This window comes from Paenibacillus sp. TSM33 (assembly GCF_056099025.1).
In genome coordinates, this window is the sequence record NZ_JBLZXB010000001.1 from 58,774 (window position 1) to 70,663 (window position 11,890).

Annotated in this window: 10 protein-coding genes; all 10 read left to right on the forward strand. The window is 46.4% G+C overall.

Annotated features, from left to right (window positions below; translation table 11 throughout):
• Nucleotides 1–149 precede the first annotated feature (149 nt).
• Entirely contained in the window at nt 150–626 is a 477-nt protein-coding gene (greA, locus tag ACN6NF_RS00310) for a transcription elongation factor GreA (protein ID WP_013308160.1), read from the forward strand.
• Nucleotides 627–737: 111 nt separating this feature from the next.
• Nucleotides 738–2,264, forward strand: a complete 1,527-nt coding sequence (gene lysS / locus ACN6NF_RS00315) for a lysine--tRNA ligase (protein ID WP_474314146.1) — start codon at nt 738–740, stop codon at nt 2,262–2,264.
• Nucleotides 2,265–2,351: 87 nt separating this feature from the next.
• Nucleotides 2,352–3,689, forward strand: coding sequence for a TrkH family potassium uptake protein (locus ACN6NF_RS00320; protein ID WP_474314149.1), 1,338 nt, complete (start codon nt 2,352–2,354; stop codon nt 3,687–3,689).
• Nucleotides 3,690–3,978: 289 nt separating this feature from the next.
• Entirely contained in the window at nt 3,979–4,512 is a 534-nt protein-coding gene (locus ACN6NF_RS00325; RefSeq protein ID WP_264218236.1) for a hypothetical protein, read from the forward strand.
• A 425-nt stretch (nt 4,513–4,937) separates the two neighbouring features.
• Nucleotides 4,938–5,708 (forward strand): enoyl-ACP reductase FabI, encoded by a 771-nt coding sequence (gene fabI, locus ACN6NF_RS00330; protein ID WP_420539621.1) that lies wholly within the window; start codon nt 4,938–4,940, stop codon nt 5,706–5,708.
• 12 nt (nt 5,709–5,720) lie between these two features.
• The gene (locus tag ACN6NF_RS00335) at nt 5,721–7,181 is read left to right on the forward strand and encodes a class I adenylate-forming enzyme family protein (protein ID WP_474314153.1); all 1,461 of its coding nucleotides are present in this window, start codon (nt 5,721–5,723) and stop codon (nt 7,179–7,181) included.
• Nucleotides 7,182–7,225: 44 nt separating this feature from the next.
• A complete protein-coding gene (locus ACN6NF_RS00340; protein ID WP_013368715.1) occupies nt 7,226–8,449 on the forward strand; it encodes an aldehyde dehydrogenase family protein in 1,224 nt (407 codons plus the stop codon).
• Nucleotides 8,446–10,146, forward strand: a complete 1,701-nt coding sequence (locus ACN6NF_RS00345; RefSeq protein WP_474314156.1) for a thiamine pyrophosphate-binding protein — start codon at nt 8,446–8,448, stop codon at nt 10,144–10,146. Before ACN6NF_RS00340 ends, ACN6NF_RS00345 begins: the two co-directional genes overlap by 4 nt.
• A gap of 20 nt (nt 10,147–10,166) precedes the next feature.
• Nucleotides 10,167–11,411, forward strand: a complete 1,245-nt coding sequence (fabF, locus tag ACN6NF_RS00350) for a beta-ketoacyl-ACP synthase II (protein ID WP_013368717.1) — start codon at nt 10,167–10,169, stop codon at nt 11,409–11,411.
• A 4-nt stretch (nt 11,412–11,415) separates the two neighbouring features.
• Nucleotides 11,416–11,823: a 3-hydroxyacyl-ACP dehydratase FabZ family protein gene (locus ACN6NF_RS00355; protein ID WP_474314160.1), complete on the forward strand. Its 408-nt coding sequence runs from the start codon at nt 11,416–11,418 to the stop codon at nt 11,821–11,823.
• Nucleotides 11,824–11,890: the final 67 nt, after the last annotated feature.

Consider the following 11,890-nt stretch of genomic DNA (forward strand, 5'->3'; position numbering starts at 1 on the left):
TAAAATCTTGATGTATACTACAAATTGTATGCAGCTCTCAAGACAACAGCAGGAAATGTTCTCATTCCCTCAGAGTGGCATATTATGTTTTGAAAGCGTGCATTCCGATGCACTTTTAAACTTTTCCCATGACAGGAGAATCGGTTGAGATGAGCGATAAAGAAGTCATTCTGACACAGGAAGGCCTTAGAAAGCTCGAAGATGAGCTTGAGAACTTAAAGTCTGTCAAACGCCGCGAAGTGGCTGAACGGATTAAGGTAGCCATCGGATACGGAGATATTAGTGAAAACTCCGAATACGAGGATGCGAAGAATGAGCAGGCCTTTATTGAAGGCCGTGTAATTACTTTAGAAAAGATGCTACGTAATGCCCGTATTATCAATAGTGATGAAATTGACACCGATGTTGTGGGAGTAGGGGCAACGGTAACCGTTGAAGACTTGGAATTCGGGGATATTACAGAGTATGCTATCGTAGGTTCTGCCGAATCCGACCCGCTCCAAAACAAGATCTCCAATGAAAGTCCGGTTGGCAAGGCTATTCTCGGTAAGAAAAAAGGAACTGTTGTAGATGTAACCGTTCCAGCAGGTGTTATTCAATATAAAATCGTGGATATCAAGAAATAAAACACGGACTTTGGAATTTAATGTAAAAGCTTCCTTGTGGAAGCTTTTTTTCTCTACACCCGAGACGGACCCCGGCCCGTCTATTCATATTGAAGGAGCTGATTTAGCACCATGTCGGATGAAACTACTAACCAGGAATTACAAGAAAATCGCGAGGAATTAAGTGAATTATTGCAAATTCGTCGTGCCAAATTGGACGAGCTTCGCGCATTGGGCATTGATCCTTTTGGACGCAAATACATACGCACGGCTGAAGCGGGCGTACTACTGAGCAAGTATGACAGCTTGACCAAGGAAGAATTGGAAGAAAAAAATATTGAAGTTAGCATAGCAGGCCGCATTATGGCCAAACGAGTGATGGGGAAAGCCAGCTTTGCTCATATACAGGATCTTAGCGGACGTATTCAAATTTATGTTCGTCAAGACACTGTGCCTGAGGCAAATTATAAAGCATTTGGTATTTTGGATCTCGGCGATATTGTTGGTGTTAAGGGCGTGCTCTTTAAGACCAAGACTGGTGAAACGACGATCAAAGTATTGGATATTGAGGTTTTGTCCAAATCCTTGTACCCATTACCAGAGAAATACCACGGTTTGAAGGACGTGGAATTGCGCTACCGTCAGCGTTATGTAGACCTGGTTATGAACCCAGAAGTACAAAAAACGTTCATTACGCGGTCTCGTATTATTCAATCCATGCGTCGTTATCTCGATTCGCTCGGTTATTTGGAAGTTGAAACCCCAACGTTGCATGCCATTGCTGGCGGGGCGGCGGCGAAGCCATTTATTACGCACCATAATGCATTGGACACGCAGCTTTATATGCGTATTGCTATTGAGCTCCATTTGAAACGACTAATTGTTGGCGGAATGGAGAAAGTATATGAGATCGGGCGTGTATACCGTAATGAAGGTGTTTCGACCCGTCATAACCCTGAGTTTACGTTGATTGAGCTGTATGAGGCGTATGCTGATTATAAAGATATCATGCAATTGACGGAAAACATGATTGCACATATTGCGCAGGAAGTACTGGGCACACAGCACATTCAGTATCAAGGTCAGGAAGTCGATCTGACGCCGCAATGGCGCAGAGTTTCCATGGTCGATGCTGTTAAAGAAGTAACAGGTGTGGACTTTAGTGTACAAATGAGTAATGAAGAAGCTCATCGCCTTGCGAAAGAGCATAAGGTTCCGGTTGAACCGCACATGACATTTGGTCATATCCTGAATGCATTCTTTGAGCATTTTGTAGAGGAAACGCTCATTCAGCCGACCTTTATTACTGGACATCCGGTTGAAATCTCGCCATTGGCGAAGAAAAACGAACAGGACCCGCGCTTCACGGATCGCTTCGAGCTGTTCGTGGTCGCTCGCGAGCATGCGAATGCGTTCACTGAGCTGAATGATCCAATTGACCAGCGCCAACGTTTTGAATCGCAATTGCTGGAACGTGAGCATGGCAATGATGAAGCTCATCAAATGGATGATGACTTTATCCGCGCCTTGGAATACGGTATGCCGCCAACAGGCGGGCTGGGCATCGGCATCGATCGTTTGGTTATGTTGCTGACAGATGCGCCTTCCATTCGCGATGTGCTGCTTTTCCCGCATATGCGTAACCGTACAGTAGAATAACATAACATTATGAATATAGAGGATCAGCCGGGGTGCCCGTGTCTTGTTCCTCTTTTTCATAAGAACGGATGGAGAGGAATACTTCTGATGAAACGCAGCGTCAAGCTTAGTCGGTTTGCATCGCCTCCTTTTATATTGGTCATCGGATATGTATTGATTATTGCATTGGGTACTTTGCTGCTGATGCTTCCTATTGCCAATCATGGTGGACATGCTCCGCATTGGATTGATTCGCTTTTTACGTCCGTCTCCGCTGCTTGTGTCACAGGATTGGTCGTTGTTGATGTCGATTCGACCTATACGGTATTTGGAGAAACCGTCATTTTGGTGCTGATGCAGCTAGGTGGGCTGGGGTTTATGACCTTAGCGACCTTGTTTGCGCTGTTGATGGGACGACGGCTATCGTTGAAGGATCGGCTGCTGCTTAAGGAGGCGATTAACGCCGATAGCATGGAAGGGATCGTGCGTATTATCCGCAAGGTGTTGATCTTTTCTTTTACTATTGAAGCGATTGCGGCTGTCGTCTTAGCTTTGCGGTGGATGCGAGAGATGCCGGTCGGACAGGCGATATACTATGGGATTTTTCATTCCGTATCCCTCTTTAATAACGGGGGATTCGATCTGTTCGGGACCAGCTTCCAGCAATACGCTGGGGATTTTGTTTTCAATATGATTGCATCTGTACTTGTGATTTCGGGAGGATTGGGTTTCCTTGTACTTAGTGACTTGTTCGACTTTCGTCGTACCCGGAGACTGACTTTACACTCTAAAATGGTGCTAAGCGTGTCGGGAGCGCTCATTGTTATTGGTGCGTTAGTTATATTTATTTTTGAGTTTACCAATGCACGGACCTTGGGTGGACTGAACTGGGAAGGCAAAGTGTATGCCGCTGTCTTTCAATCCGTCTCCACGAGATCATCGGGTACAAGCACCGTCGACATCAGCGGGTTAAGACAGGCCAGTCAATTTTTTATTATGCTGCTGATGATTATTGGTGCTTCCCCAGGCTCTACTGGAGGAGGCATTAAAACGACTACGTTTCTGCTTATGGTAGGTGCGTTAATCGCCGTCATGCGAGGACAGAAGGAGATTGTGTTTTTCCGTCATAGGGTTCCTCAAGATATCATGATGCGGGCGCTGACCATTATTGTACTAGCCCTGTTTATATTCTCGATTGTGGTGATACTGCTCTTAATGACAGAGGATGCCCCCTTTCTCTCCCTTGCATTTGAGGCGGCTTCCGCAATCGGAACGGTAGGGTTGTCTGTAGGAGTGACGCCAGGGTTGTCTGACGCAGGCAAGCTGATTATTTGTGTGACCATGTTTATTGGTCGAATTGGTCCTCTTACGATCGCCTATGCCATTCGCCCACGTTCGACCAAAACGTTGTATCGTCGTCCTGAAGGACATATTGTAATTGGATAGCTCATCTATATAAAAGATGCACTCGTGCTGATGACACGGGTGCATCTTTTTTTATTGCACATATCATAATCCTTTATTTGTAGCATATTATGGAAAATGCCCAATTTGAGAATAAGAGGAAATGGACTAAATAGCCGCAATTTTATTGTAAAAAAACGGTTATTTGTTTCCTTTTATGTAATTATAGACAAAATACTAGGAATATTATGTATAATATTGTATGATAGTGGGCATGAAGGGGGGAGACTTAGGGGAATACCAATTTCAAATTTGAAAGGAATCGTCCATTATGTATTTATTTATTATTAGTGCTGAGGTTTTGTTTTGGGTTTTTGTTGTTGCAGGGTTAGTCGCAAGGTATATGTTTGGATTGAAGAAATTAGGGGGGCTTCTTTTACTATTTACCCCAATTATTGATATCCTGTTGCTGATTGCGGTGTTCATCACGGTGAGAAGTGGCATGGAGATTACAACTGCTACTGGCCTGGCAGCCTGTTACTTTGGTATTACCGTAGCGTTTGGTCATAGGTTAATTAAGTGGGCGGATGTACGGTTCTCTCATTGGTTTGGCAAGGGACCCAAGCCTGAACGCAAGTATGGTGCTGCGCATGCAAAAGAGGAACGAATAGGTTGGCTGCTTCACCTTTTGGGCTGGGCTATAGGCAACGCTTTGTTGCTCGCCATCATTGTATATGTAGGTGATCCGCAGCGTACAGCGGCATTGGAGGGCATTATGCAAACATGGGCGATCGTTCTGGCAATCGACTTTGTTGTCTCCTTTAGCTATACGTTAGCTCCTAAAAAACATAACCATAAGGCTTAGCCTTAGAAAAGTAAGACTTCAAGCTTTGCGCTGAATCAGACGGGTTACTTAGGATGTTCAAATCGGAAGATCTTGGCTGGTGAAAATGAAGTGGTTACTTCCGATAATGGGATGAGTCTATCGTTGGAATGGAAATATTTATAAGAGTATGATATTTTTATAATAAACTTACTTGGACAGTCACCTTATTGTTGCCTCTCTACTTTTTCACACGTATGGACTCCTTCCGATTTGAACACAGACCAATAGAATCAACATTCACAATTTTTAAAATATTCTTGGCATCTGCCTAAAACGGCGCCTATATAAGTTTGGCAACTGAAGAGATAATATTCCAGGAAAGATTATATATGTCTATATATGTAGACAAACGCAATTAAGTTGTTATTATGTTTAAAAATGTAAAAAAAAGAAAGGTGGTTTCTGTGGCAGTACTACTGAGTGGGAAGAACATTTTGATTATGGGTGTAGCTAATAACAGGAGTATTGCCTGGGGGACAGCCCAATCTTTAGCAGCTGAAGGAGCAAATCTCATTTTCACTTACGAAAATGAGAGGGTTGCGGAACGGGTGCTAAAGCTCGCTGAAACCATTCCGGGTTCCATTGTCTGTCCTTGCAATGTACAGAGCGATGAAGAATTGGATGCACTGGCGGATTTTCTCAAGGAGAAGGTAGGCGTCTTGCACGGCTATTTCCACAGTGTTGCGTTTGCTAAGGCTGAGGATTTGGAGGGCTTGTTCGTCGACACTTCTCGCGAGGGGTTCGCGGTTGCTCAAGAAATCAGTGCCTATTCTCTGGCTGCTGTATCCCGTCGCGTATACCCGCTGATGACGGAGGGTGGAAGTATCGTCACCATGACGTATATCGGTGCGGAACGAGCCATCAAGAATTACAACATTATGGGTGTAGCAAAGGCTTCACTGGAAGCCAGCATGCGCTATTTGTCGAATGATCTAGGTACTTATGGCATTCGTGTAAATGCGATTTCGGCTGGTCCTATACGTACTTTGGCCGCCTATGGCATTAAAGATTTTAACACAATGCTAAAGCATATTGAAGAAACTACGCCCCTACGCAAGACGGTCGATACGTCCGAAGTCGGAGATACGGCGTTATTCCTATTTTCCCATTTATCGAGAGGCATTACGGGTGAAGTGATCCATGTAGATGCTGGATACCATATTACGGGGATGTAAGGAGGGAACGTTGTGCTTATTACGCATACGGATTGCCGTATTATCTCGCCGGAAGGAATTATGAGCAGGGAGCGTCTGGAACGGGATGTGACGATTTTCTCACGGATGTTGGCTCTCAGAGGAATTCCTGAAGACGGTAGAGTGATTCTGAAAGCGGCCAATTCCTATTGGTTTGTTGTTTCTCTGTTTTCCCTGTGTCATCTCGCAGTTTCGGTAACTGTGGTGGACGAGCAGACTGTAATTGATGAGGTGGCCCAAATCTATGATGAAGCGGGTGCCTGTTGCATTCTGACGGATTCCGATTTAGAAGTTCCTCATGCTCTCGTTATTCTGATTCAAGATCTCATTCAAGAAGAAGCAGTACACCCGCATTGGGTGGGAGAGCCAAAGCCCGAAGCCCTCGACTTTAACAAGTGGTGCGAGAGACCGGATGCGCTCATTCTGTATTCTTCAGGTACGACGGGAAAACCCAAGGGAATCGTGAAAGCTGGTTCAGCTTTTATGGAGAATATCAGACATTCCATACACGCTATGAACTACATACCGTCTGACCATATGCTCCCCGTAGTGCCTTTCTCTCATTTTTATGGAATTTCACTTATCTTCTCCTGGTGGTTAACCTCATGTTCTCTCATCATCTGCAATCCAAAAAACCTCTGGAGCGTCATTGCAAGTATTACGAAAGACCGGGCGACGGTCGTAGACGCTAACCCCTCTGCTTTTTACACCTTGTTGCGTATGCTAAGCCGAAAACCCGAACAACTGGAATTGATCAAGCAATCTCCAGTCCGCATGTGGTGCGTAGGCGGTTCTCCACTTACTCAAGATCTCGAAGAGAAATTTAGCAACATATTTGGACAGCCCCTGCTGAATGGTTACGGTCTTTCTGAACTGGGCAACGTTACGCTGGGAACGCTGGATTGTCCGAAGGGTTGTGGCAAACCATTACCTGGTGTGGATTTGAAAATACTTGATTCTACAGGCAACCAGCAGGCGGACGGTATCGTAGGCGAAGTGTGGATACGAAGTGCCGGATGCATGGAAGGTTATTTGAATCGTCCAGACCTGACACAATCTGTTCTAGAGGATGGCTGGTTCAAGACGGGAGATCTAGGCTATCTGGATGCCGGAATGCTGTATGTTATTGGTCGCAGCGGTAAGACGGTCAACCGGATGGGCTACATGGTCTCTCCAGTCTATATCGAGGACCGGATTGGTTCGCTGGGTTACCGATCTTGTGTGATTACTTTGGAGGATGAGGCAAAAGGGACCTTGCTTGTTGCATTCATTGAAAGTGAATCCTCACAGACCTTACCTGTGCTCCGCAAAGAGATGAATCGGGTGCTCCCTTCTTACATGTTTCCCGATCTTTTGCTTCCGCTCGACCATTTTCCTTTAAATCGCAATGGAAAAGTAGATCGTCTGGAGATGGAGCGCACTGCTCTAGAGAAAGCTGCTTCTCGCAAAGCATAACAAGATATTTACCAAAATTGCATATAGGAAAGGGAGAATGTGCCATGAGTATAAATCCAGAGCTGGCAGAAAACACGCTGTTTTTGAAAAGGCATGAATCTATTCTGAAATGCCTCAATTATTTGATTGAAAATCGGCAGGAAGTGATGGATATTCTCACACAATTTTCATCCTATCGGGCCGCCAATGCAGAGATTGACTCCACGATCCTCACACTTCAAGGTGCATTGCAAGAAGTGCAGACCCATCAGCCAAGCTGGCAACGATCTATGGCTGTATTCATGCCTTCCAACGTCATTTTGTACTCCTATGCATTATACCTCTTGATTCCGTCCCTGTACGTTGAAAATATAGACTTTCGTCCTTCTTCTCACGTAAACGAGTACGTCAATATGCTGCATGAAAAGCTCCAGGCTGTACACGAATTACCTATCTATATTCGTAAAGTTAGCCAGAAGGTGTTCATGGAGAATTCCGTGATGCCAGCTGATATTGTGGTGTTCACCGGGAGCTACACCAATGCGGAGAAGATCAAAAAGCAGATCCGAAAAGATCAGCTCTACATTTTTTATGGGCAGGGGATCAATCCTTTCATCATTGGACCAGATGCCGATCTGGAGCTGGCGGTTACCGATGTGATCCGAATGAGATTGTTCAACTCTGGACAGGACTGCCTGGGACCCGACATCATCCTGGTACATCAAGAGGTGAGTGAGCCATTCAAAAACTTGCTGATTCAACGGCTTGATGAACTCGTATTTGGGGCCAATAATGACCCGAACGCGAACTATTCCCCTATATTCTATAAAGATACGCTATATTCAGTCTCTGAATATTTTAATACGAACGATAAGTTTATTATTTACGGCGGCGGCATTGATTTCCGTACGAAAAAGATGGAGCCAACGGTTGTATATAGCGAATTGGATCAGAACCTGGAGATTATTGAGTATTTTTCGCCAGTGTTCAATGTAGTTAGCTACCAAGACGACGAGCAATTGATCAAGCGCATTTCCTCCAGTTATTTCAGCGAACGGGCAATGGGATGCAGCTTATACGGGTCGGAGCATCTGACTGATGTTCTGCGAAAGAAGCACACGCTGACCATTAACCAAACACTTGAGGATGTGGATCAAGGCAACAAGCCTTTTGGTGGCTATGGCACGATGTCGAACTATATTTTTTACGATTATAAGCTTGTCTCGAAGCCGATTTTGATCTCGGAAATTGTCGCAGAATATTTGTCAGAAAAGAGGAGTTTGGTATGACCGCAAGTATATCCCCCTGGGATGCCGTCATTGGCTACTTACAATCGGCTGGGGTTCAGCACCTCTTTGGATTACCAAGTGACGATCTCAACATCGTAACGTCACTTCCCTCATCCGGTATGGAATTTATTCTCTGCAAAGATCAGCGTAATGCTGTGTTTATGGCCGCAGGCTATGCGCTCACAACTAATCAGATGTCCGTGTGTGTTGTGGGAAAAGGTCCTGCGCTCAGTAATACACTTACGGGGCTGTTGGAAGCCAAGAACCTGGGTGCCCCGCTTCTGCTTTTGGCGCTTGGCACCGGAGGAGACAAGCTGGGTACCCGATCCTTTCAGGAAGCCGATCAAATCTCACTCGTGAAGCCACTCGTAAAATGGGCTTACCGTGTCGAGCATGTGGATCGGCTTGTATGGGCAATGGAGCGGGCTGCCTTTTTGGCTATCAATGGAGCACCGGGACCTGTCTATATCGAACTACCCGAAAACCTGATGGACCAGCCTGTGCCAACAGAGCTTCAGTTTGCCTCGCCAGAAAAGCTGTCGTGCTCTCCATCACTTCGGGAGTTGGATGCTGCATGGAGCATTATTGAGACAGCCCGCAGGCCTCTCATTCTAGTCGGGGGTGGAATGAAGTCAGGAACAGGTGATGTCATTGAGCGGTTCGCCAGCCAACATGGAGCAGCCTTATTCGCGACTGCCTCGGGAAGAAGCGTAATTAATGAAGATCATGCACTTTTCTGTGGTGTTGCTGGGCTTTATACCGATCTGAGTCTGAGGCAAATCTGGAATGAATCTGATGTAGTTATTACACTGGGCAGCCGATTGGAAGAAACGGCTACGTTCGAGTGGGATATTTTGCTGCAGGATACGCCTTTAATTCAAGTCAATGTAGAGCTGGAGGATTTCGCTCACGAATTCAGGGGCATCAAGTTGCTTGGTGACGGATATGCGGCAGTGGAGCAATGGCTTGAACGACGCGGGCAAGAGCCGGATGAAGCATGGCTTGAAACGATCGGAAGATGCAAACAGAAGGCTTTTTCTCAGAGGGTTAATTATCTGGAAGAGCTGAAAAGGGCCCCCGGCATCCACGTTCCAGAGCTGTTGGACATGATTCAGGCAGAGTTCCCTGAAGACCTGGTGCTTTTACAAGAGAACGGATTGCAGGATATGTGGTCCTACTTTTATCCATATTTCCGTTTTGCCTCAGGCTCACTTTCGATTGTTCCCAGTGATCAAACGAGTCTCGGTTTCGGTGCGGCCGCTGCTCTGGGGGCAAGTGTAGCAACGGAACGTCCGGTAGTGGCGCTTGTAGGTGACGGTGCATTTAATCTATTTTGTTCAGATTTTATGACGGCGGTACAGTACCAAATACCTTTAATTTATCTTGTACTCAATAATGGCGGCTATGGTTGGCTGCAAAATCAGATGAATTATAAGCATATCCCAGGACAGGCCTTCCCATTTGTTTCGGAGGCGGCCAAGACAGGAATCCAAATTCCCCAGTATGAGTTTGTCGAAAGTCTGGCAATTCGGAGCAAGGGGGAGGCCCGGGAACAGCTTCAGCTTGCTTGGCAAAAATACAAGGAGAACAAGCTTGTGGTCGTCGAGGTATTTGCTGACCTTGCAGATGTGCATGAGAAAATTCGTCATGTATATGGCGACTTTCCTCTCTACGAGCAACAGGCTTCCAAGAATTAATTTCAGCGAAGGACGTGGGTATGGTGAGAAGACGTGTTGTAGTGACAGGACAGGGAGTCGTAACGCCGGTCGGGCTTCATCTTACAGATTTCTGGAATTCACTGCTGGAAGGAAAAAGTGGAATCGGACCTGTCACTGTTTTCGATACAGCAAATATACCAACAAAAATTGGTGCGCAGGTTACGGGCTTTGACCCGTTGGAGTATATGAGCAAAAAGGAAGCGCAAAAGGTTGCGCAGTTCACTCAATTTGCCTTGGCGGCTGCCCGCCAGGCAGTCGAGCAGTCAAAGTTAGTCATTGACGAGCGGAATGCAGGTCGTGTGGGTGTTATCGTCGGCTCTGGAGCAGGCGGCCTCGACGTCATAGAGGAGAACTACAGAAAATTAACGGAGCTTGGTCCTAAAAGGGTCTCTCCTTATTTTGTTTCCTCGATGATGATTAATTCCGCGCCTGGCGAAATCTCTATTGCCATTGGTGCTAAGGGACCTTCGTTTGCTGTGGTTACTGCTTGTGCCACAGGAAGCAATGCCATCGGTGAAGCATTACGTACGATCCAGTACGGCACAGCTGATGTCGTAGTGGCTGGAGGAGCAGAGGCCAACTTTAGTCAGCTTGATTTGGCATCTTTTGCGAATATTCATGCTCTCTCCAGACGTAATGAAGAGCCGCAGAAAGCCAGTCGCCCGTTTGATACGGATCGCGACGGTTTTGTCATCGGTGGTGGGGCAGGGGTTCTAGTACTGGAGGAGTTGGAGCATGCCTTGAACCGGGGGGCCACCATTTTGGCTGAAGTTGCGGGTTATGGATGCACAACGGATGCATATCATATCACGGCTCCAGATCCCTCGGGCTCCGGCCCGGCAGAAGCGATTAATATAGCACTGCAAGATGGTGGTTTGACACCGCAGGAGATTGACTATGTCAATGCCCACGGCACGAGTACGCCATTTAATGATCGCATGGAGATTAATGCTATTCAGAAAGTATTTGGAGAGCATGCTCCCCGTTTGGCAATATCGTCTATTAAATCCATGACAGGCCATTTAATGGGCGGTGCTGGGGCAGTCGAATTAATTGCAACGGTACAGAGCATGATCCACAGCAAAGTACCACCGACACTCAATTGCGACAATCCTGAAGCCCCTGAACTGAATTTTGTACCTCATGTATATCAGGAACGTGAGGTTCGTGCGGCGATTAGTAACTCATTTGGCTTTGGAGGGCACAACGTCTGTCTTGCCGTTCGTAAGTGGGAGGGGGTATAAGCCTGTGAGTGAAGAGCTAATCCATATTCAGGATGTGCTTCCGCACAGGTACCCATTTCTTCTGCTCGATGGCGTGACCGGGTACGAAACGTCGCAATGGGCAAAGGGGTACAAGCTTGTTACCTCAAGCGAATGGTTTATTACAGAGGCTAATCCATACATGCCTCCTATGCTGATCGTGGAGTCGCTTGCACAATTAGCGGCATTCGCTGCGATTGACAAAAGAGGTATTTCATACCTGACCAACCTCAACGGCGTTCGTTTTCATAGCTTCGCGAAGCCTGGGGACCGAATTGATCTCTATTTTGAAGTGGTCAAGCGTCGGCGTGGTTATATTCTCGGAAGTGGCCGGGCTACCGTAGGCGATCGATTGGTGGCTGAGGCGGAGGAAATTGTTTCACTTGATCAATGACGGGTTGGAAGCGCGCGTTAAACTGTCTTTTTGTCCTCCTGACTGCCAAGGTGCAGCGGGAGGATTT

What these genes read in the sequence shown, in the direction of transcription:
- greA (WP_013308160.1), top strand. Translation starts at nt 150, where the DNA reads ATGAGCGATAAAGAAGTCATTCTGACACAGGAAGGCCTTAGAAAGCTC.
- lysS (WP_474314146.1), top strand. Translation starts at nt 738, where the DNA reads ATGTCGGATGAAACTACTAACCAGGAATTACAAGAAAATCGCGAGGAA.
- ACN6NF_RS00320 (WP_474314149.1), top strand. Translation starts at nt 2,352, where the DNA reads ATGAAACGCAGCGTCAAGCTTAGTCGGTTTGCATCGCCTCCTTTTATA.
- ACN6NF_RS00325 (WP_264218236.1), top strand. Translation starts at nt 3,979, where the DNA reads ATGTATTTATTTATTATTAGTGCTGAGGTTTTGTTTTGGGTTTTTGTT.
- ACN6NF_RS00340 (WP_013368715.1), top strand. Translation starts at nt 7,226, where the DNA reads ATGAGTATAAATCCAGAGCTGGCAGAAAACACGCTGTTTTTGAAAAGG.
- ACN6NF_RS00345 (WP_474314156.1), top strand. Translation starts at nt 8,446, where the DNA reads ATGACCGCAAGTATATCCCCCTGGGATGCCGTCATTGGCTACTTACAA.
- fabF (WP_013368717.1), top strand. Translation starts at nt 10,167, where the DNA reads ATGGTGAGAAGACGTGTTGTAGTGACAGGACAGGGAGTCGTAACGCCG.